Genomic DNA, 20731 nt, shown 5'->3' on the forward strand with positions numbered 1-20731 from the left:
CAAGCCGCGTGCTTTAACACCTACACCCCCACGCAAGAATGATAAACAGTCCCGTCCCGGCCTATGTCTTCGGCCCGTTTCGCCTTTTGCCGCTAGAACGCCTGCTGTTCGAGGGCGACCGCGCGCTGCGCCTGGGCAGCAGGGCCATGGACTTGCTGCTGGCCCTGCTGGAGCGCGCCGGCGACATCGTCGACAAGCATGAACTGGTGGCCATCGTCTGGCCCAATGCCGTGGTCGACGACGCGACCTTGCGCGTGCACCTGGCGGCGTTGCGCAAGGCGCTCGGCGACGGCCGCGACGGCCAGCGCTACATCACCACCATTCCCGGGCGCGGCTACGGCTTCCTGGCGCCGCTGGCGCACACGGGCCGGCCGGCGTCCGGTGCGGCGGGCGCCGAGCCGCGGCATAACCTGCCCGTCATGCTGACGCGCATGCTGGGCCGCGCCGAGGTGCTGCAAACGATGGCCAACCAGCTGCTGCAATTGCGCCTGCTGTGCATTGCCGGCCCGGGCGGCATCGGCAAGACCACCCTGGCCGTCGGCCTGGCCACGCGCGTGCTGCGCCGCTATGCCGACGGCGTGTGTTTCGTCGACCTGTCGCCGCTGGACGAGGGCCGCCTGGTGCCGCTGGCGCTGGCCACGGCGCTGGGGGTGGCGGTGCCGGCCGGCGACGCCATGCCGGTCCTGCTGGCCTACCTGCGCCCGCGCCACATGCTGCTCGTGCTGGATAACTGCGAACACGTGATCGGCGCGGCCGCCACGCTGGCCGACGCCTTGCTCAAGGGCGCGCCGCTGCTGCACGTGCTGGCCACCAGCCGCGAGCCGCTGCGCCTCACCAGCGAACAGCTGCAGCGCCTGCCCGCGCTGGAATTGCCGCCTGCCGATGCCGTGCCCGATGCGGCGGCGGCCCGGCATTTCTCCGCGGTGCAGCTGTTTTGCGAACGCTGCGCGGCCGTCGACGATGCCTTCGTGCTGGCCGACGCCGACGTGCCCGTGGTGGTGGACATCTGCCGGCGCCTCGACGGCATCCCGCTGGCGCTGGAACTGGCGGCCGGGCGCATCGGCCATTTCGGCCTGCACGAATTGCGCCGCCAGCTCGACGACCGCTTTCGCCTGCTCACGCGCGGCGCGCGCAACATGCCCTTGCGCCACCAGACCCTGCGCGCCACGCTGGACTGGAGCTACGGCTTGCTCGACGCGCGCGAGCGCCAGGCGCTGCAGGCGCTGAGCGTGTTCAGGAGCCGCTTCCGCCTGGAGTCGGCCAGCGCCGTGGCGGGATGCGACGTGTTCGACACGCTGGCCGACCTGGCGGCCAAGTCCCTCGTCAGCATCGAGTTTTGCCGCCAGCACGTGTATTACCGGCTGCTCGACACCACGCGCGCCTATGCTGGCGCGCAGCTGTCGGCGGGTGGTGGCGCGGGCGCCGTGCTGCTGCGCCATGCGCGCCATTGCCTGGGACTGGCCGCACGCATCTCCGCCGACTGGGGCAGCATGCCGCCGGCCCACTGGAGCGCGCGCTACGGCCGCCATGTCGACGACTTGCGGGCCGCGATCGACTGGGCCTTCGGCGAGGAGGGCGACGTGGCGCTGGGCGTGGCGCTGACCCTGGCCGGGCAAACCCTGTTCTATCAGCTGTCGCTGATGGATGAATACCGCGTGCGCGTCGAGCGGGCGCTCGAGCGCATGGCCACGCACGCGGTGGACGACCCCGACAGCGAAATGCAGCTGCATGCCTCGCAGGCGCACCTGCTGCTGCATACGCAGGGCATCACCGGCACCATGCTGCGTTCCTTCCAGCGCGGCTATGCGCTGGCCATGCGCACGGACGATGGCAGCCGCCGGGCCGAGGCGATTTGCGGCATGTGGATCTGCTGCCTGAAGCTGGCCGATTTCCAGCGCGCCGACAGTTACGTCACGCAGCTGGCCGTCCTGTGCGCAACGCGCGACGACACGGCGATGCACCTGGTGCTGGCGCGCATGCGTTCCGTGGGCGAGTATGTGCAGGGACGCTACGCGCAGTCGGCGGCGCTGGCGCGCATGGTGCTCGCGCATCCCGGGGGCGCGGCGCAGCTGGGTTTCAACAATGTCTTGCTGGCCGATCACCAGGTGTGCCTGCGCGGCACGCTGGCGCGCTGCCTGTGGATGCAGGGCCGCCCCGACGACGCCCTGGCGCTGGCGCGCGAGGCGGTGACGGTGGGCTTCGAGCACAATGGCGTCACGCTGTGCGTGGCGCTGGCCATCCATGCCATTCCCGTCGCCCTGTGGTGCGGGCGGCGGGAACTGGCGCAGGCGTGGACTTGCCTGTTGTGCGAGCACGCGGCCCGCTATGGCTTGCTGTACTGGAGAGCTTGGGGCGCCGCCTACCAGCGCCTGCTCGACGGGGGCGAGGCGATGACGCCATTCCCCTGGCCTTCGGTGCGCAGCTGGCCGATACAGGTCGATTTGATGGCCACCCTGCACGACGCGGCCGCCGATAGCCAGGCGCTGCGGCGCGCGCGCACGGGCCTGGCGCCGTGGAGCGCGCCGGAAGTGCTGCGCCGCGACGCGCACCACCGCTGGCGGGCGCTGGCGCACGACGATGCGGCCGGCCTGGAAGCGGTGCGGGCGCAGCTGGAAGAAGCGCTGCAGCTGGCCAGGGGCCAGCAGGCGCCGGGCTGGGAACTGCGCTGCGCCACCAGCCTGGCGGCCGTGCTGCGGGCGCAAGGCCGCGGCGCCGCCGCGCATGCCGTGCTGGCCCCTGTGCATGCGCTCTATAGCCAGGGGCGCGACACGACGGACGTGATGGCGGCGGCAGCGTTGCTGGCGCAGCTGGCCTGAGCGCTATTCGTAGGCGCCCAGCCGGCGCTGTTCCTCCGGCGTGAAACTGGCGTCGCGCAACTGCTGCAGGGCCGCCGCATCCTGCGCGCCGCCGGGCAGGCTGTGTTTTCGCGCCTGGTAGGCGATGATGCGCTGCTGCCATTGCGATTCCTCGCGGTCCAGCTCCGCCAGACGGGCCGCCGCCGCCGGCGTGAAGGTGCTGGCGCGCAGGCGGTAGACTTCATTGTCGCCGCCGCCCTGTGCCCGCAAGGCCTTGACCGATTCATCCAGCCTGGCCACCTGCAGCGGCGCATCGCGCGCGGCGCGCTGGGCCGGCGACATCTTCTGGTCCAGCGCCGTCAGCTGCGCCTGGCGCTGGGCCTCATCGAGCGTCGTGTTGCCGAGGATATCCATGCGCGCCACGGCGTCGTCGTCATACGCGTCGCTGGCGCCGAACAGGCCCGCGCTTTCCCCTGGCGTAAAATAATTGCCGCGCAGGGCGCGCATGGCTTGCAGGCGCGCGCGCGCCGCCACGGCGGGATCGGCTTGCGCCGGCAAGGCCTGTTCCGCGCCGGCCAGCGCCTGCTTGTAGGCCAGATAGGCGCCCAGCAGGCGCTTCGCTTCGCGGGCGGGCACGGGCGCCAGGCGCTTGTCCAGCTCCGCCTCGATCTGGCTGCGGATGGCGGCCAGCGGCTTTTCGCCGAGGCCCGCCAGGTAGTAGTCGAACAGGTGGCCCAGTTCCGCGTCGACCACCAGCTTGTCGCCGGCGGCCACCGTCACGTCGCCGTCGGGCCGCGTGCCTTGCATCGAGCGCACGAACGCGAACAGGTCCGGTTCCGCTTTTTCCGGCGGCGGGGCGGGCGGCTCGCCCGGGCGCAGCACCAGGTACAGGGCCAGGGCTGCCAGGCTGCCGCCGATGATCCATTTCGCGTGCATGCGCTTCTCCTTACAGTCCCAGGCCTTGCAGGCGGTTGGCTTGCTGGCGGAAGACGGTGACGGGGTTCGTCTCGAACAGGTTGACGATGCCGACGAACTGGTTGACTTCATCGAGGTGGTTCATGGCGTAATCGTCGCGGATCACCTTGCCCAGGTGGCTGGAGCAGCTGCTTACCAGGCCATCGTTCTTGACGCCGCCGAAGGCCAGGCTGATGGCCGCCAGGGCAGGGTCGCCCACGTCGAGCACGTTCGTGTACGGTTGCGCGCCGCTCCACGAGAAGTAGTACACGCCTAGCACCTGGTAGGCGCCTTCGCCGCAGGCGCTGGTCGGGATGCCTTGCGGGTGGCGGCTGTTGAAGGCCAGCGAGCCGGCCGTGGACAGGGAGGTGAGCGACGCGCCCGCGTTTTGCGGCAAGCCCTTGTTGCCCGACAAAATGCCGATCAGGGAGGCGAGCGCGTTGCCCAGCGCGCCGCTGGTGTTGGGAATGGCGCCGCTAAGGATATCGGCCACCTTTGAGCCCTTGTTGACGCCGGCCACGCTGGTGACGGACGCCACCAGGTCGGGGCGCACGGAAGCGACATAGCGGGCCGTGGGGCCGCCATGGCTATGGCCGATCAAATTGACTTTGCTTGCGCCCGTGGCGGCGAGGATTTGGCGCACCTGCGACAGCAGCTGCTCGCCGCGCACTTCCGTGCTGTTTGCGGCCGACACGGTGGTCACATACACTTGCGCGCCGCCGCTGCGCAGGGCGGCGGGAACGCCATAAAAATATTCGACGGGACCGAGCTTGTCGAAGCCGAACAGGCCGTGCACGAGCACGATCGGGTACTTCGTTTGCGTGTAGCCGGCGGCGCTGGCGCTGCCGGGCAGGATGGCGAGGGAAAACAGCAGGGTGGAAAGCAGTTGCCAGAAGCGAGTCTTCATTTTGTCTCCGTTATGTATTATTAATAGTGGAAATGAGTGGAAATGTCGATGCTGTAGCGATGAACCGTGCACTCCTGTACATTCTCGATGCATTAAAAATAGCGAGCGCTCGGTTTTTTGAATGTAGCACCGCTGGATTTAAATTGCATTTGAATTGCATGATGCAGCGCAATAACTGTGGGAATTTGGCGTTGCTTATGTGCCCATTGCATAGTTGAAAAGTCAAATAGTTGTTTTCCTGAGCTATAATCGGCCCGGCATCAGCCGTCCCGCCATCTTGCAATGCCGCGTACCGGCATGGCATGGATATCGCTCCTACACCGTTACTTGGGAATGCACTTGTCGACCCATTTTAATTTTGAACAGTTTCAGCAGATGACGCCTTTAAATGGCGAAAACATCTGGGAATATATTCTTGACCGCCACGCGGAGCGCATCGGCGTCAAGCGCCGCAAGCCGGCGCTGGAAAATCTTGAACGCATCTTCGTCGCCACCTTCCGCCTGGCCAATGACGTGGGTTTCCGCGCCATGAGCTTGCGCGATTTATGCCGCGAGACCGGCTTGTCGATGGGCGGCCTGTATGGCTACATCACCAGCAAGGATCAACTGGCCGAAATGATCGAGGACGTGGTGCGCCACGCCACGCAAGCCTTGCCCTTGCTGTTTGCCGACGTGAAGTCGCCGCTGGACCGCCTGGAAGCGATGATACGCTCGTCGATCTACCTGTCCGAAGTGCTGCAGCCATGGTTTTATTTTGTCTTCATGGATTCGCGCGTGCTGCAGGTGGAGCAGCGCAGCATGGCGAAGAATTCGGAACTGTACGTGCAGACCCTGATCGCCGCCACCATCGGGGAAATCGAACCGAAGCCGCAGGGCGATCCCACCTTGCTGGCCGCTCACTGCCTGGCCCTGTTCCAGGACTGGTACGTGAAGCGCTGGAAGTACCGCGCAGCGAAGGTCAATGTCGACGATTTTGCCGATAGCGTCGTCAGTACGGTGCGCGGCTACCTGAGCATGGTCAAGGCGCCGTAAGAAGGCCGCCGAAAAAAAGCCAGGATCGCTCCTGGCTTTTTCACTAGTTCGTTTCCACCGGCACCGTCTCCGGCACGGCTGCCGGATCCGTCGGCGTCTCCGCCTCCATATCCAGCGTCCTGATCCCGTTCATGTCGATGAATTCGTCGTACAGCCACTCGCCGTCGACCTGGCTCAGGCCCGCCGGCACGGCGCGCGTGACTTGCGGGCGCGTCGACAGGGCCGTGCGCATGTAGTCGATCCAGATCGGCATGGCAAGCGAGGAACCGAATTCGCGTCCGCCCAGGGACTTGGGCTCGTCATAGCCCATCCACGCCACCGCCACGATGCCGCCGCCATAGCCGGCGAACCAGCCGTCGACGGCGTCGCTGGTGGTGCCGGTCTTGCCGGCGATGTCGCTGCGGCCCAGTTTTTTCGTCGCCGCAGCACCCGTGCCGGTGCGCGTGACTTCGCGCAGCATGCTGTCCATCACGAAGGCGTTGCGCGGGTCCAGCGCCAGGGTCTTCTCGTCGTTCGGCGCAGGCGGCTTGGCCTGCATCAGCACCGCGCCCTTGGCGTCGACGATGCGGTCGATCAAATACGGTTCCACCTGGTGGCCGCCATTGGCGAACAGGGCGTAGGCGCCCGCCATCTGCACGGGCGTGACGGAACCCGTGCCCAGCGCCATGGTCAGATTGCTGGGCTGGCGGGCCGGGTCGAAGCCGAATTTTTCCATGAAGTCGTGCGTGTACGACACGCCCAGCGCGCGCAGGATGCGCACCGAGGCCACGTTCTTCGATTGCGCCAGCGCATAGCGCATGGTGATGGGGCCGTCGAACTTGAAGTCGTCATTCTGCGGCGCCCATACCTTGCCGCCCGCCTGCATTTCCAGTGGCACGTCGTTGATCAGGGTGGCCGGCGAAAAGCCTTTTTCCAGCGCCGCCGAATACACGAAGGGCTTCATGGCCGAACCGGGCTGGCGCCAGGCTTGCGTCACGTGGTTGAATTTTTGCAGGTTGTAGTCGAAGCCGCCCACCATGGCGTGGTAGGCGCCCGTTTCCGCGTCCAGCGAGACGAAGGCGGCGGCCACCAGCGGCACTTGCGTGATGGCCCAGTTGCCCTTGGCGTCCTGGGTGATGCGGATCACGGCGCCCGGGCGCAGCTTGATGCCGGCGCCCGCCTTGGCGGACAGCGCCGGGGCGGCAAAGCGCAAGCCTTCGCCCGTGATGGCCTTGGCATCGCCGTCGCCGATGTCGGCCACTACCTTGCCGCTGGCCACTTCCGTGACGACGGCGGCGATCAGGCCGTCGCTGTCCGGGCGTTTTTGCAGCGCAGCATCGATGGCGTCGTCGCGCTGCTCGGGGTCGACCGGCATGTCGATGAAGGTTTCCGGGCCGCGGTAGCCGTGGCGCTGGTCGTAGGCGATGACGTTGCGGCGCGTCGAGGCGTAGGCCGCATCCTGGTCCGCCTTCAAAATCGTCGTGTAGACGCTGATGCCTCTGGTATAGCTGTCTTCCTTGTACTGCGCATACACGGCCTGGCGCGCCAGTTCGGCCACGTATTCGGCGTGCGTGTCGAAACCCTGCTTGCCGCGGCTGTTGATATGCAGCGGCTGCGCCAGCGCCTGCTGGTACTGGCCTTCGCTGATGTAATCGAGGTCGCGCATGCGTTTCAAGACCAGTTGCTGGCGCGCGTGCGCCTTTTTCGGATTGCTGATCGGGTTGTGGCGCGAGGGGTTTTGCGGCAGGCCCGCCAGCATGGCCATTTCCGCGATCGACAGTTCGGACAAGGGCTTGCCGAAATACGTCTGCGCCGCGCTGCCGAAGCCGAACGAGCGCTGGCCCAGGTACATCTGGTTCATGTACAGCTCGAGAATCTGGTCTTTCGACAGGGCCGACTCGATCTTCAGGGCCAGCATGATTTCATTGAGCTTGCGCGAGGCGACTTTTTCGCGCGTCAGGAAGAAGTTGCGCGCCACCTGCATGGTGATGGTGGAGCCGCCGCCGTGGCCGAAGCCGTGGCGCAGATTCGACAGCACGGCGCCGCCGGCGCGCACGAAGTCGATGCCGTGGTGTTCGTAGAAGCGGCCATCCTCGATGGCCAGCAGGGCCTTCTTCATCATTTCCGGCACTTGCGCAATCGGCACGAAGTCGCGGTGTTCCTCGCCGAATTCGCCGATCAGCACATTGTCGGCCGTGTAGACGCGCAGCGGGATCTTTGGCTGGTAGTCCGTAATGACGTCCAGCTCGGGCAGGCGCGGGCGCACATACAGGAACAGGTAGGCGGCCAGCAGCAGGGCGGCGGCCAGCGCGGCGCAGCCGGCGATGATGAAACCGCGCACGGTGGCGCGGCGGGAAGGCCAGGGGAATCCGGTTCGTTTGGCAGTCAAGGCAGTCTCACGTGAGCGTGCAAGGCACGGTGGCAGCGATTATAGACCAATGCGCCGGCGCTTCCCGCGCGGGCAGGGCGGCGGGCGGGCCTCGGGGACCGGGAGCAAAAAACCTTTTCATCGAAACGCGGCTGTGCGATAGTCTCGGCTTCAAGAAAATAGCCCGGGCGTCAATCCGGGCTGTTTATTTTTTAAAATTAAGGAAATATCCATGGCAAAAGATGCAACACCGAGCGTCGTGAGGCCCTACATCCCGGCCGATGCGAAGCTGCCCGAGATGACCTTCCGCGCCCTGTTCATGGGCGTCATCCTGGGGATGGTCTTCGGCGCTTCCTCGCTCTACCTGGTGCTGAAAGTGGGCCTGACCGTCAGCGCCTCGATTCCCGTCGCCGTGATCGCCATCACCCTGTTCGGCCTGGCCAAGAAGGTGGGCGGCAAGGATTCGTCGATCCTGGAAAACAGCATCACGCAAACGGCCGGTTCGGCCGGCGAATCGCTGGCCTTCGGCCTGGGCGTCACCATGCCCGCCATCCTGATTCTCGGCTTCGACCTGGAAATCTCTAGAGTCATGCTGGTCGGCGTCCTCGGCGGCCTGCTGGGCATCCTGATGATGATCCCCATGCGCCGCACCATGATCGTCGACCAGCACAAGGAACTCAAATTCCCCGAAGGCACGGCGTGCGCCGAAGTGCTCAAGGCGGCCGCCACGGAAGAATCGCGCATCGCCGCGGGCGAAAGCATCGAGAAGGATTCGGCTGCCGCGCTGGACGCCAAGCGCCGCGCGAAGATCATCTTCGGCGGTTTTGCCGTCGGCTTGCTGTATAAAGTGTTCAATATCTCGTTCAAGGGCTGGAAGGATACGCCGGGCGTGGAATTCGCCGCGCCGCTCAAGGGCGGCTCCATCGGCGCCGAAATCTCTCCTGAATTGCTGGGCGTGGGCTACATCATCGGCCCGCGCATCGCCGCCACCATGGCGGCCGGCGGCGTGCTGTCGTACCTGCTGTTGATCCCGATGATCAAGTTCTTCGGCGACAGCCTGACCACCGTGCTTTCGCCGGGCACCAAGTTGATCAGCGAAATGGGCGCGGACGACGTGCGCAGCGCCTACGTGCTGTACATCGGCGCGGGCGCCGTGGCCGCCGGCGGCCTGATTTCCCTGGTGCGCGCCATGCCCATGATCTGGCGCAGCCTGTCGGCCGGCCTGAAAGGCATCGGCAAGGGCGTCAAGAGCAATTCCACCCTGCGCACGGACCAGGACATCCCCCTGAAATGGGTCGTCATCGGCTGCCTGTCCATCATCGCCGTGATCACCTTCGCCACGCCGCTGCACATGAATTTCCTCGGCGCGCTGCTGATCCTCGTCTTCGGCTTCCTGTTCGCCACCGTGTCGTCGCGCCTGACGGGCGAAATCGGCTCCTCGTCGAACCCGATCTCCGGCATGGCCGTGGCCACCTTGCTGTTCACTTGCCTGATCTTCCTCATCATGGGCTGGACGGGCGGACGTTACTATGTGACGGCCCTGTCGGTGGGCGCCATCGTCTGCATCGCCGCCAGCAATGCGGGCACCACGTCGCAAGACTTGAAAACGGGCTACCTGGTGGGCGCCACGCCGCGCCTGCAGCAGTATGCGATCCTGGCGGGCGCCTTGTCGTCCGCCCTGATCCTCGGTCCGATTCTGCTGAAACTGAACGAGGCGAGCACCGTCTACGTGCCGGCCGCGCAAGTGGCGCCCGGCCTGACGGTCGATGCGTCGAAGCTGACGGTGACGGGCGAGCTGCATGGCCCGCAAGCCGAGACGGACCACAACACGTATAAAGTCTGGCAAAAGACGGATACCGTGGGCGGCCCGGCCGGCAAGTATTTTGTCAAGGATGATGGCCAGCTGGCTTACCTGGTCGATCCGGGCATCAATGGCCATTACAGCAAGCGTCCCGACGGTTCGGAAGTGAAGAAATACGATGCGCCGAAGGCCGTGCTGATGTCCTACATCATCAAGGGCATCCTCGACCAGCAGCTGCCGTGGACCCTGGTGCTGTTCGGCGTGATGATCGCCGTGGTGCTGGAAATGGCCGGCATCCCGTCGCTGGCGTTCTCCGTGGGCGTGTATTTGCCCCTGTCGTCCACCTTGCCGATCTTCGTCGGTGGCCTGGTGCGCTGGCTGGCGGACCGCCGCAACAACAAGCTGGAACACAACGCCAAGCTCAATGAAGAAGAGCGCCAGCTGGCGGGCGACCGCAGCTCGGGCGTGCTGCTGGCGTCCGGCTACATCGCCGGCGGTGCGCTGGCCGGCATCATCATCGCGATCACGGCCGGCGTGCTGACGCACTTCGACCAGATGATGGCCGACTGGGCCGAGCACGGCAACCCGTTCTACGCGGGCTTGCATTCGGATGCGCTGTCCCTGTTGCCGTATGCGCTCATCATCGTGCTGCTGTATATCGTGGCGCGCGAGAAGAAAGCGGGCAGTTCGCAGGCTTGATGTCATAGCCACTCCAAGGAAAACCGCCCGGGTCGCACCGGGCGGTTTTTTTATGCGCGCCCGATGGGCCGCGCCGCCAGCTGCGCCGCGCTCGCGTAGATCGTTACGTGCTCGGACGCCAGTTGGCGCAGGTGGTCATAAAACGCCTGCGCGGGTATGCACCACGACGCCGCGTCGCCTACTTGCCCGTTGACGCGCAGGCCGGCGGCATCGAATTCCCGCTGAAAGTACGTGCGCAGATCCTCCCGGCCGGGATGGTCGATGCGGCGCTGTGCGATGGCCGGATCGAAAGGGCGCACGGGCACGTCCCAGCGACGGCCCGCGTGGTCCAGGCAAGCGAGCAGCCTTGTCTCTTCCTCCCACACGGGCACGGGAAAGGCCTCGCCCATGGCGTCTTCCAGCGCGTGATAGAACGTCACCGGCCCCATGGAAATGCCCAGGCCCAGCACCTTCGCATGGTCGCAGCCGATGAAGCGCTGCCAGGGAGAGCCCATGCCGAAGATCGAGGGCGCGCGGTGGTGCGCTTCGGTGAGGTCGGCGGCATGGCGGCCCCACGCGCAGACGGAGTGCGTCGGGTGGATGCTGCGCCGGACACCGGGGCTGGCAAGGAAGGCTTCCGGCAGGCGTCCCATGTGCGTGCCGTGGCGGCGCGGGTCGAATACATAATCGGGCATGGCGCAGGCGGCGCGCACGGTGCCGCCCGGCAGATAGTAGGCGGGCAGCAGCAGGGCGCCTTGCGGGCCGACGGCGTCCTGCAGGGCGGCTATCACGGCTGGCGCGCCGCCTTCCACATAGCCCAGGCTTTTCAGCGAGGAATGCACGAACAGCGTATCGCCTGGCGCGATGCCCAGCCGCGCCAGGCCGGCAGTCAGCCCGGCGCGCGTCACGTGGGGGGCATTCTGGCGCACGTGCCGGGCGCCGGCGGCGCGGCGCCACGCTTGCAGCGCGGCCCTGGCGGCGCGTCTGGCCCCGTCAAGCATGGCCTAACTCCAATTCCAGCAGGTTGGCATCGATGCAGAACTTGGCGGCCCAGTTCAGGTAAGCCCAGGTGCCGTAGTCGCCATCGACGGGAAACGAGCCCTTGACGCCGCCGCGCGCGTGCGCGGGACCGTCGATGCTGACCGCGCGCCGCACGTAGCGGTTCAGGCGGCGCCCCGCGTCGAGGTAGGGCCGCTCGCCCGTGAGCCGATACAGCAGGAACAGACAATGCGCGTTTTGGGCGGAACCCGTGAGGCAGGCGTAGTTCGCTCCCGGCTGGAAGTCCGGACCGAGGCGGCCGGCCAGGTAGCCGTCGGCCGCCACGGCCCTGGCGACGCTCGTTCCCGTGCGCGCGGCGGCGTCGAGCAGGTCGGCGCGCGCCGAAAAGCGGTGCGCTTCGAGCAGGCCGCGCAAGGCGTAGCCGATGGTATGGGTCAGGGGCAGGAGCGGGTTGTCCAGGCAGTTCGACGCGAACCAGCCATTGGGCCGCTGTTTTGTCAGCGCCCAGTCGACCTGGCGCAAGCCGGCCGCGCCATAGCCGTGGCCCGGCGCGACGCGGTCTGCTTCGAACAGGCCCCATGCGACGTGCGTTTCGTAGGCCTTGTCGCCGGCGCTGGCGAACGGCGTCGGATGGCGGCGCCAGCAGCCGTCCGCATCCTGGCTGTCGCGCAGCCAGCTTGCCGCGCGGTGCATGGCGTCTGCGTAGGCTGCGCCGTACGCCGCCACGCCGGCGGCCAGGCCGAGCAGGATCTGGCCCGTATTGAAAGTGACGGGCACGCGCGGCGTCGAATCGATCTTCCCGCCCTGGAATCCGCCTTGTGCGAACTGGATGGCCAGGCACCAGTCGAGCATGCGCCGCGCGCGCCCGTGCAGCGCCTCATCCCCACCCTCATCGCCCGTGCGCTGCGCCAGGGCGATGAGGGTGGGGATGATGTAGCCGGTGGTCTCCGGGTAGGAACTCGACCACCCTGTGAGCAGGCTGTAGTCGCGCGCGACGCCGCCGTCGTTTGAGCTGGAATGGTCCTGCGCCGCGCATAGCCAGGCCGTGCAGGCCTTGACGACGGCTTGCGGGCCGGGGTCGAAGGCGGGCAGGCCGCGCCGGTCCGACAGCCGCTCGATGCGCGCCGCCGCCGGCAGGCTCGCCTGCGGCGACAGCGTGTTCCTGATCTTCGTGAGCAAGGTGCGCATGGCAGTAATGGCAGTAACGGTCGTAATGGCAGCAGTGGCGTGCTGGTTGGCACAGGCTACTGTAGCGCCGGCAGGCGGTAGGGTTATTGACTTGCCGCAAGGATTGGCCGTCGCATCGCTGCCGCCGGAATTGACGCATAATAGACACTTCACCGTTGTCGACGAGGCCCGCCATGAACAGCGTCACGCTTGAATACACAGTCGTCACCAATCCCGACGCGTTCGTCGGCTTCAAGTATTACGTGAAGGCGGGGCAGGCATTCGATGCCGATGATTTCGCCTACTCCTACAAGCTGAAACGCTCCGACCTGGACCCGGACAGCGTGCTGGCCACGCGCGAGGCGGCGGCGAATTTGCAGCCGGGCGAGTGGCTGAGCGTGTCGCATTCGATTGCGGCGTAGCGATACGCCCGCGTGTTTCTACTCTAACTTTACCGGCCCGCCAGGGACATATGCACCTGACTCTTTCAGCATTTCCTGATATTTCCATTGTTCCAACCTTGCCTGAACACGCCCAGGCGCTCGCCACGCTGGTGGCGGAAAACCGCGAACACCTGCAAGCCTACCTGCCCGCCGTGGTGCAGCTGGACTCGTTCGGCGAGGCGCAGGCGTATCTGCAGGCCGCTTGCGCGCGCGCAGCCAGCGGCGAAGTGCTGGAGTGGCATGTCTTCTCCGGCACGGCCTTGTGCGGCAGCATCCGCCTGAAAGACATCGATACAGAGGACCGCAAGGCGAAAATCGGCTATTACCTCGGACGCCAATTCCAGGGCAGGGGCATCGCCAGCGCGGCGGTGCGCGCCGTTCTCGCGCATGCGTTTGGCGCGCTGCAATTGCACCGCATCGAATTGCAGTGCGCGGCCGGCAACGGGGCCAGCATGGCGCTGGCCGAACGGCTGGGGTTTGCGCACGAAGGCGTGCTGCGGCAGGCGGAACTGTTAAACGGCGTGTTTGTCGACCTGCATGTCTTCGGTTTGCTGCAGGCTGACTGCAGGCCGGATTGAGCTTCCTGCCATGGCTGCGGCGGCCGCGGATCTTGCCTGGGTGCGCACTTCTGCCTATAATTGAGAATAATTCTCATTAAGTTTGTGCTGCCCGCCAGACCCGCCGCTCCATGTCCGCCGACCACGTCTCCCTGCATGATTTCGATGACATCGCCATCCTGTATCGCCAGCACCATGGCTGGCTGCGCGGCTGGCTGCAGCGCAAGGTGGGCAACGCCTTCGACGCGGCCGACCTGGCGCAGGCCACCTTCCTGCGCGTGCTCGCGCCGCAGGGCATGCAGGGCGTGCAGGAGCCGCGCGCCTACCTGACGACGATCGCCCGCAACCTGCTGATCAACCATGTGCGCCGGCGCGCCATCGAGCAAGCCTACCTCGACGCCCTTGCCCTGATGCCGGAGCCGGTGGCGCCGCCGCCCGAAGTGCGCCTGATGTTCCTCGAACGGCTGGTGGAGCTGGACCGGCGCCTGGCCGGGCTGCCGGCGCAGGCGCGGCAAGCCTTTTTGCTGGTGCAGCTCGACGACATGGGGCAGCAGGAGGTCGCCGCTGAACTGGGCATTTCCCTGTCCACCGTCAAGCGCCATCTGGCCCGGGCGGCCCTGCGCTGCTTTTTCCCGGAGCAGCATGATGGATGAAGAGGCAAGCCTCGCCCTGGACGGAACGGGTGTCGCCGCAAGCGTGGCGCCCGCCGTGGCGCGGCGGGCCGTGCAGTGGTGGCTGGCGCTGCAGGGCGGCGACGCCACAGCCGCGCAGCTGCAGGCGTGGCAGCGCTGGCGCGCCGAGGAAGCCGAACATGAGCGGGCCTGGCAGCGCATCGAAGCGGTCAGCGGCCAGCTGGCCGGCATTCCGCCGCCGCTGGCCAGCGCCGCCCTGGCCGCACCCGCAGGCGCGCAGCGGCGCCGCGCGGTGCGCCTGCTCACGGCGCTGGTGGTCGCGGGCGGCAGCGCCGCCATGCTGCGCCAGACACCGGCGTGGCAGTCGTGGAACGCCGATGCCAGCACGGCCACGGGCGAGCGGCGCACGGTGCGCCTGCCGGACGGCGGCACGCTGGTGCTCAATACCGATAGCGCCATCCAGCTGCGCTATGACGCCAGCGAGCGCGCGGTGCAGCTGCTGCGCGGCGAGGTGCTGCTGCAGACGGCGCCCGATGCGCAGCGGCGGCCCTTCCGCGTGTACACCGCCGACGGCACGGCGCGCGCGCTGGGCACGCGATTCATCGTGCGCCAGCACGACGGCTTCGTGCAGGTGGGCGTGCTGGAGGGGGCCGTCGAGCTGCGGCCTGCGGCGGCCGATGGCCAGCCACGCGTGCTGCGGGCGGGCGAGGAGGGCAGTTTTACGCGCGACGGCGTGGGCGCGGCGCATGCGCTCGATGCCGGCGCCGGTGCCTGGGCCGACGGCATGCTGGTCGCCGCGCACATGCGCCTGGACGATTTCCTGCTGGAGTTGTCGCGCTACCGGCGCGGCCACCTGGGATGCGATCCTGCGCTCGCGCACATGCTGGTGTCGGGCGCCTATCCGCTGGCCGATACCGACAGGGTGCTGTTGGCGCTGGTGGAAGCCTTGCCCGTCGAGCTGCACTACCTGACGCGCTACTGGGTCACCTTGCGGCCGCGCGCGGCGAAAAAATAAACTGAAAATACATGGACTGTTTTTGCACGCTGCCTTGTCAAGGAAAGTGAGGGCGCAGGTATTGGCCCGTTCCACCCATCCCATGATACGAAGGCATGCCATGAACAACCGCAGTACATTCCCCCCATCCACGCGCTTGCTGGCCATGACACCGCTGGCCCGCCTGGTGCACGCCCTGTGCCTGGGCGCACTGGCCAGCCTGGCCGGCGCGCCGGCGCACGCGCAAACGGCCGGACAGCCCGCGTCCTTGCGCCATTACGCTATCCCGGCGGGGCCGCTGGAAGCGACGTTGAACCGGCTGGGGCGTGAAGCGGGCTTGCTGATCGCCTTTGGCTCGGCCGCGACGGAAGGGCTGCGCAGCGGCGGCGTCAGCGGCAGCTACACGGTGGACGACGCGCTGGCGCGGGCGCTGGCCGGCACCGGGCTCGCTGCCGTGCGCACGGCCGGCGGCGGCTACGCGCTGCGTGCCGCCTCCGCATCCGCTGCCGGCGCGGCGGCGGACGGCGTGCAGACGATGGCGCCCGTGACCGTCAGCGCGCAGGCGGAAGAGGAAAACCCGTGGGGCAAGGCCAGCGGCTATGTGGCGCGGCGGGCCAGCACGGCCACCAAGACCGATGCTTCCCTGCTGGAAGTGCCGCAATCGGTCTCCGTCATCACGCGCGACCGCATGGATGACCAGGGCGTGCGCACCCTGAACGATGCCATCCAGTACACGGCCGGCTTGCGCAGCAACACGGCAGGCGCCAATCCTGCCGACGACAGCCTGTCGGTACGGGGCTTCAGCCAGTTTTCGGGCGCGTTCTACCTGGACGGCATGCGCCTGATGCCGATGGGGACGCTGGGCTTTTTCGGCGTGGAGCCGTACGGCGCCGAGCGCGTGGAAGTGCTGAAGGGACCTTCGTCCGTGCTGTACGGCCAGAACGCGCCGGGCGGCATCGTCAATTTCGTGCCCAAGCGCCCCGCGGCGGACCAGGTGAACCAGGTCGAACTGTCGCTCGGCAGCTATGCGCGCAAGCAGCTGGCCCTCGACGTGGGCGGCAAGCTGGCCGACGACGGCAGCCTGCAGTACCGGCTGGTGGGGCTGGCGCGCCAGGCGGACCAGCAGATCGATTACATGCAGGACGACCGCTACTATCTGGCGCCCAGCCTGACGTGGGCGCCGAGCGCCCGCACCAGCATCACCTTATTGGGCTTTTTTCAGCAGAATCGCGCCATGCAATCGTCGAACGTGCAGTGGGAAGCCTTGAACGGCAGTAATCCTAACGGCCGCCTGCCGCTGACGCGATTCCTGGGCGAGCCCGGCTTCGACCACGAGGAAACGCGCGTCGCGTCGGCGGGCTACGCGGCGCGCCACACGTTCGACAGCGGATGGACGCTCCGGCAGAACTTCCGCTTCCTGCACGCGAATAACCATGAACAGTATATGTTTCGTTACGGCAACTTAATCGACCATGCAGTCACCAACCGCGAGATCGATACGCGCGACGGCAAGGGCAGCGTGTACTCGCTCGATACCAGCGTGACGGGTCAGGTGGCGACGGGCGCGCTGCGCCATGAGGTGGTTGCCGGCATCGATTACAGCCGCAGCAGTACTTCGTTCAGCTCGTATATCGCCGACGGTCCGCAGATCGATATCTACCGCCCCGTCTACGGCGGCGCGCTGGACCTGGCGGCGCTGGCGCCCGATGCCCTGCGCCGCGAGCATAACCGGCAGCTGGGCGCCTACCTGCAAGACCGCATGCAATACCGTCAATGGGTCTTCACCGTGGGCGGGCGCCAGGACTGGACGCGCCAGGAACAGCGCAATCTGCTGGTATCGCCGTCGGCCACGACGGTGCGCAAACCCACGGCATTCACGGGCCGCGCCGGCATCACCTACCTGGCGGCGAACGGCCTGGCGCCTTACGCCAGCTACAGCGAATCGTTCTCGCCCGTCTCCGGCGCCGACCGCTTTGAGCGTCCGTTCGAGCCGGAAACGGCCCGGCAAGTGGAGGTTGGCGTGAAATACGCGCCTGGTGCGCATCTGTCCGTGACGGCCGCCGCATTCGAACTGCGCCGCCAGAACGTGCTGACGACGGACCCGGACGACCCGAATTTCTCCATCCAGCAGGGAGAGGTGCGCTCGCGCGGCATCGAACTGGAAGTGGCGGCGCAGCCGGGCAGCCAGCTGAAACTGCTGGCATCCCTCACCTACAACCCCCTGAAGGTGACGAAGGCGAATCCGGACATGTGGGGCACGAACGTGCAGGGCAAGTCGCCGTATGAAGTGCCCCGGCAGATGGCTTCCGCGTGGGCCGATTACGCCTTCGTTGGCGGCTTGCGCGGCCTGTCGGCCGGCGCAGGCGTGCGCCACGTGGGCGCCAGCTGGGGCGACGCGGAGAACACCTTCCAGGTGCCGGCGTTCACCCTGGCCGACCTGTCGCTGCGCTATGACCTGGGGCAGGCGCGCAGCGACTGGCGCGGCCTGAGCGTGAGCATGACGGTGAAGAACCTGTTCGACAAATACCATGTCGCCTCGTGTTTCTCGGCGCGGGCCTGCAATTACGGCGAACAGCGCAATGTCGGCGTGCGCGTGGCCTACCTCTGGTAGCGCGCAGCCTTACGCAGGCGCAAACCAGGCGCGCAATTCCGCCTCGGCCCTCTGCGCCGTTGCCTGCGTCAGGGTCAGCACGATGATTTTTTCCTGCGCCGGGCGGTGCCCGTCGCCGCCGGCCAGCTCGATGGCTTGTTCGAAGCTCGTGTAGCCGTGGCCGCATTCATGCGGGCATTGCTGCACGATGCGTGCCGCCTTGCCCGCGTGCCGGTCCGCCAGGTTGACGATGGGGTTGCCGTCATAGAACGGCTGGCCATTGGCGAACGCGGTGCGCAGATACGGCGTGCATTGGCCGTCGAGGAAGGCCAGGCGCGCCTGCCACCAGGCCTCTGCCGCCGCATACGCGGCATGGTCCTCGAGAAAATCGGCAAACAGGAAGTCGTTCATTTTGCTTTCCTCGGCTAGATGCCGAATACTTTCAATATCGCGTCCGTGAACCCCTCGAACCAGCTGCCCGCCTTGCCCGGCTGCTTGCCGTGGCGCGGGGTTTCTTCGTACAGGTAGACGCCGTTGTCGCCGTCGAAGCGGTCGTTGAGCAGCGCTTGCTGGCCGCGCAGGTAGGGGATGAAGGTTTCGCTGCGCAGGGTCGAGTACAGCACGTCGGTGGTGAAACCCAGGGTGGCGGACTGGCTGATGGAGCGTCCCTGGCCGGCCCGTTCCAGGCGCACGCCGCGGCAGCCGCGCACGAGCAGGGTGACGGGGCCGCGAAAGACGATGAAGCGCAGCTGCAGGGTAAGCCAGGCATGCAGGCTGCCCAGGCGCCAGTGGCTCGATATCGCCAGCGGCTGATTCGAGTCGCAGACCAGGCCCACGAGTCCCCGCGGCTGGAAGACCAATGCGCTGCCGGCCGGCAGGTGGACGACGGCCACTTCCAGCAGCGGGTCGTCGCTGGCGGAAATCGTCACGGATGCAATCTTGTCGCTGTGCAGGCGGGTCAGCGCCACCATGCCGGCGGCCAGGCTGGTGAACGGGAAGCGCCAGTCCAGCAGCCATTGCGTGCGCTTGGTGCTGCTGACGGGCGACGATTGCAGGTATTCGGGATGGATCAGCATCTGCTGGCCGGGCTGCAGCAGCAAACCTTGCGAGACGGCGGAAATGCGCGATTCGCCCTGTGGCGGCGGTGGCAGGGAGCTGCCCGCGACCTGCAGTTCGCGCGCGATCGACAGCGGCGGCAAACGGGAAGCGACGGGCGCCAGCACGAAGTAAAAGAAGGCCTTGATGGCGGTGGGCAGCAGGATGGCCGACAGTACCAGCAGGGCGGCCGTGGGCGCCACGTCCATGACGGGCGCGCGCCAGCGCCCGATCCAGTTGCGCGCCAGTTGTCCTTCACCGGCCGCGATGGCCGTTTGCACGGGCGCCAGGACGCCCCTCAAGGCTTGCTCGTCGATGGCAAATGGCGCCGGACGGGCGGCGTTGCCGGTGCGTGCGCGCTGCGCCGCCCAGGCCTGATACGCTTGCAGGTTGATCTCGCGCAAACGCTGCCCCTGCGCTTCCAGCTGCGACAGCCGCGCGTAGGCGTCGCTGCCGGGCAGGCGCGCCGCCAGCGGGTGCTGTGCTTCCAGCTGCCGGCGCTGGCGCAGATTATTTTGCAGTGCAGCATATGCGCCCACGTGTTCCGCGTGCAGGCGCGCCAGCGTGTGCCGCGCATCCTCGCCGCTGATCGCCGCTTGCAGGGCGGTCAGATAGCGGGCTTCCTGCGCCAGCACTTCGATCTCCACGCGGCGCGCCGCTTCCTCCTGCGCGTGCAGGGCCAGGGTGTTCGCGTCGGGCAGGGGAAGGGTGAACAGCGACGCTTGCTGCCGCGCGCGCAAGGCCGTCAATTGCGCCTGCACTTGCGCCAGGCGGGTGGCGATGGCCGCGTGCGAGGCCGTTTGCAGGGCGTTGACCCGCGCAGTGGCGGCAGCGGCCAGGCCGGCGCCGTGGCTGTCGGCGCCCTCGGCGGCCAGCCTGAGCACGGCCACGGCCTCGCTGCCGGCACTGTAGGCGCGCCATTCCGCCAGCAGCAGGCGTCCGGCCAGCAGGATGACGATGAACAGCGCAAACTGCAGCGCGTGGCGCAGCAGGAAGCGCAGGATGGCCGTCAGCAGCTGGCGCAAGGAGGAATCGCCTTAGTTCGCCGCGCTATCGGCGTCGGCGCAGCATTTTTTGTATTTCTTGCCGCTGCCGCAGTGGCACGGGTCGTTGCGGCCCGTCTTCGGCACTTCGCGCAGCACGGTGGCGCCGGGCTGGCTTTGGGCCTGGCTTTTCAGGTGGCGCTGGCGCGCCCAGGCCGCGTTGATGGCGATCACGGACGGAATCACGCCATCCATGGCCGTTTCGGCCGCATCGTCGTCGAGCTCGCCGGCCGTGGCCAGGTGCTGGAACGGCGCCAGGTATTCCGGGTGGCTGACGGCCAGGGCCGCCCACTGGGGCTTGTCCAGGCTCGTGCCAAGTACAAAACCGGCGCACCAGGCGGGCACGCTCCATTCGGGGCCGCACACATAGATGGGCTCGAAGCTGTCGGGGTCCTTCGCCAGCCATTCGACCATGTAGGCGTGGTGGCGTTGCGCCAGGCTGGCCGCCCGTTCGCTGGCCGCGTCCGGCGCGGGCGCGGCGCTGCCGGCTGCCTTGTCCCAGACCCAGGGCAGCCATTGTTCCGGCGCGATCTGTTTCGGGCTCAGGGCGACGGCCGTGAGAAAACCTTCCAGCATCGACACGTCCATGGCGCGGCTGTCCAGCGCGGGCGCGGCCAGCAGGGTGTCGAGTTCGGCGTATTCGTCGTCGGAGAGGGGCGTGGTGGTGGAGATGCTGGACATGGAATTTTTCAGTAAT

At 67.1% G+C, this 20731-nt stretch carries 16 protein-coding genes; 8 read left to right on the plus strand and 8 right to left on the minus strand.

The window, feature by feature from the left end:
* Nucleotides 1-86: 86 nt before the first annotated feature.
* A complete protein-coding gene (locus O3298_RS09695) occupies nucleotides 87-2816 on the plus strand; it encodes a winged helix-turn-helix domain-containing protein (RefSeq protein ID WP_305059138.1) in 2730 nt (909 codons plus the stop codon).
* 3 nt (nucleotides 2817-2819) lie between these two features.
* Here O3298_RS09695 and O3298_RS09700 read toward each other — a convergent pair whose 3' ends face one another.
* Both O3298_RS09700 and O3298_RS09705 read right to left on the minus strand, forming a co-directional pair.
* Nucleotides 2820-3731, minus strand: a complete 912-nt coding sequence (locus tag O3298_RS09700; RefSeq protein WP_305059139.1) for a lipase secretion chaperone — start codon at nucleotides 3729-3731, stop codon at nucleotides 2820-2822.
* A 10-nt stretch (nucleotides 3732-3741) separates the two neighbouring features.
* Nucleotides 3742-4656, minus strand: a complete 915-nt coding sequence (locus O3298_RS09705; protein WP_305059140.1) for a triacylglycerol lipase — start codon at nucleotides 4654-4656, stop codon at nucleotides 3742-3744.
* A 375-nt stretch (nucleotides 4657-5031) separates the two neighbouring features.
* Between O3298_RS09705 and O3298_RS09710 the strand changes: the two genes are divergently transcribed.
* Nucleotides 5032-5688 (plus strand): TetR/AcrR family transcriptional regulator, encoded by a 657-nt coding sequence (locus O3298_RS09710; RefSeq protein WP_052140174.1) that lies wholly within the window; start codon nucleotides 5032-5034, stop codon nucleotides 5686-5688.
* 43 nt (nucleotides 5689-5731) lie between these two features.
* On the opposite strand, the gene O3298_RS09715 is transcribed toward O3298_RS09710, so the two are convergent.
* On the minus strand, nucleotides 5732-8056 hold the full coding sequence (locus O3298_RS09715; RefSeq protein ID WP_305059141.1) for a penicillin-binding protein 1A: 2325 nt from the start codon (nucleotides 8054-8056) through the stop codon (nucleotides 5732-5734).
* 211 nt (nucleotides 8057-8267) lie between these two features.
* Between O3298_RS09715 and O3298_RS09720 the strand changes: the two genes are divergently transcribed.
* Entirely contained in the window at nucleotides 8268-10535 is a 2268-nt protein-coding gene (locus O3298_RS09720) for an OPT family oligopeptide transporter (RefSeq protein ID WP_305059142.1), read from the plus strand.
* A gap of 50 nt (nucleotides 10536-10585) precedes the next feature.
* On the opposite strand, the gene O3298_RS09725 is transcribed toward O3298_RS09720, so the two are convergent.
* Nucleotides 10586-11515: an AAC(3) family N-acetyltransferase gene (locus tag O3298_RS09725; protein WP_305059143.1), complete on the minus strand. Its 930-nt coding sequence runs from the start codon at nucleotides 11513-11515 to the stop codon at nucleotides 10586-10588.
* Complete coding sequence (locus tag O3298_RS09730; protein WP_305059144.1) at nucleotides 11508-12701, minus strand: hypothetical protein; 1194 nt, start codon at nucleotides 12699-12701, stop codon at nucleotides 11508-11510. Before O3298_RS09730 ends, O3298_RS09725 begins: the two co-directional genes overlap by 8 nt.
* 173 nt (nucleotides 12702-12874) lie before the next feature.
* Here O3298_RS09730 and O3298_RS09735 point away from each other — a divergent pair, with 173 nt between their 5' ends.
* From O3298_RS09735 to O3298_RS09755, 5 genes are all read left to right on the plus strand, one after another.
* Nucleotides 12875-13102 (plus strand): hypothetical protein, encoded by a 228-nt coding sequence (locus O3298_RS09735; protein WP_077405728.1) that lies wholly within the window; start codon nucleotides 12875-12877, stop codon nucleotides 13100-13102.
* Between the two features lie 98 nt (nucleotides 13103-13200).
* Nucleotides 13201-13701: a GNAT family N-acetyltransferase gene (locus O3298_RS09740; protein ID WP_305059145.1), complete on the plus strand. Its 501-nt coding sequence runs from the start codon at nucleotides 13201-13203 to the stop codon at nucleotides 13699-13701.
* A gap of 110 nt (nucleotides 13702-13811) precedes the next feature.
* Nucleotides 13812-14333 carry a sigma-70 family RNA polymerase sigma factor gene (locus O3298_RS09745; protein ID WP_305059146.1) on the plus strand — a complete coding sequence of 174 codons (522 nt, stop codon included), beginning with the start codon at nucleotides 13812-13814 and terminating at the stop codon, nucleotides 14331-14333.
* Nucleotides 14323-15327 carry a FecR domain-containing protein gene (locus tag O3298_RS09750; protein WP_369811528.1) on the plus strand — a complete coding sequence of 335 codons (1005 nt, stop codon included), beginning with the start codon at nucleotides 14323-14325 and terminating at the stop codon, nucleotides 15325-15327. The genes O3298_RS09745 and O3298_RS09750 overlap by 11 nt, the downstream gene beginning before the upstream one ends.
* A gap of 100 nt (nucleotides 15328-15427) precedes the next feature.
* Nucleotides 15428-17917 carry a TonB-dependent siderophore receptor gene (locus tag O3298_RS09755; protein ID WP_305059147.1) on the plus strand — a complete coding sequence of 830 codons (2490 nt, stop codon included), beginning with the start codon at nucleotides 15428-15430 and terminating at the stop codon, nucleotides 17915-17917.
* Between the two features lie 9 nt (nucleotides 17918-17926).
* Here the strand turns inward: O3298_RS09755 and O3298_RS09760 are convergent, their stop codons facing one another.
* The 3 genes from O3298_RS09760 to O3298_RS09770 are packed head-to-tail and all read right to left on the minus strand — an operon-like array spanning nucleotide 17927 to nucleotide 20715.
* Complete coding sequence (locus tag O3298_RS09760; protein ID WP_305059148.1) at nucleotides 17927-18307, minus strand: hypothetical protein; 381 nt, start codon at nucleotides 18305-18307, stop codon at nucleotides 17927-17929.
* A gap of 14 nt (nucleotides 18308-18321) precedes the next feature.
* Nucleotides 18322-20016 (minus strand): hypothetical protein, encoded by a 1695-nt coding sequence (locus O3298_RS09765; protein WP_305059149.1) that lies wholly within the window; start codon nucleotides 20014-20016, stop codon nucleotides 18322-18324.
* A 12-nt stretch (nucleotides 20017-20028) separates the two neighbouring features.
* The gene (locus O3298_RS09770; protein ID WP_305059151.1) at nucleotides 20029-20715 is read right to left on the minus strand and encodes a UPF0149 family protein; all 687 of its coding nucleotides are present in this window, start codon (nucleotides 20713-20715) and stop codon (nucleotides 20029-20031) included.
* Between the last annotated feature and the right edge of the window lie 16 nt (nucleotides 20716-20731).

Origin of the sequence: Janthinobacterium sp. SUN137 (assembly GCF_030587265.1) — a bacterium.
GTDB lineage: Bacteria > Pseudomonadota > Gammaproteobacteria > Burkholderiales > Burkholderiaceae_D > Janthinobacterium > Janthinobacterium kumbetense.

What these genes read in the sequence shown, in the direction of transcription:
- O3298_RS09700 (WP_305059139.1), bottom strand. Translation starts at nt 3,731, where the DNA reads ATGCACGCGAAATGGATCATCGGCGGCAGCCTGGCAGCCCTGGCCCTG.
- O3298_RS09705 (WP_305059140.1), bottom strand. Translation starts at nt 4,656, where the DNA reads ATGAAGACTCGCTTCTGGCAACTGCTTTCCACCCTGCTGTTTTCCCTC.
- O3298_RS09710 (WP_052140174.1), top strand. Translation starts at nt 5,032, where the DNA reads ATGACGCCTTTAAATGGCGAAAACATCTGGGAATATATTCTTGACCGC.
- O3298_RS09720 (WP_305059142.1), top strand. Translation starts at nt 8,268, where the DNA reads ATGGCAAAAGATGCAACACCGAGCGTCGTGAGGCCCTACATCCCGGCC.
- O3298_RS09725 (WP_305059143.1), bottom strand. Translation starts at nt 11,515, where the DNA reads ATGCTTGACGGGGCCAGACGCGCCGCCAGGGCCGCGCTGCAAGCGTGG.
- O3298_RS09730 (WP_305059144.1), bottom strand. Translation starts at nt 12,701, where the DNA reads ATGCGCACCTTGCTCACGAAGATCAGGAACACGCTGTCGCCGCAGGCG.
- O3298_RS09735 (WP_077405728.1), top strand. Translation starts at nt 12,875, where the DNA reads ATGAACAGCGTCACGCTTGAATACACAGTCGTCACCAATCCCGACGCG.
- O3298_RS09745 (WP_305059146.1), top strand. Translation starts at nt 13,812, where the DNA reads ATGTCCGCCGACCACGTCTCCCTGCATGATTTCGATGACATCGCCATC.
- O3298_RS09750 (WP_369811528.1), top strand. Translation starts at nt 14,323, where the DNA reads ATGATGGATGAAGAGGCAAGCCTCGCCCTGGACGGAACGGGTGTCGCC.
- O3298_RS09755 (WP_305059147.1), top strand. Translation starts at nt 15,428, where the DNA reads ATGAACAACCGCAGTACATTCCCCCCATCCACGCGCTTGCTGGCCATG.
- O3298_RS09760 (WP_305059148.1), bottom strand. Translation starts at nt 18,307, where the DNA reads ATGAACGACTTCCTGTTTGCCGATTTTCTCGAGGACCATGCCGCGTAT.
- O3298_RS09770 (WP_305059151.1), bottom strand. Translation starts at nt 20,715, where the DNA reads ATGTCCAGCATCTCCACCACCACGCCCCTCTCCGACGACGAATACGCC.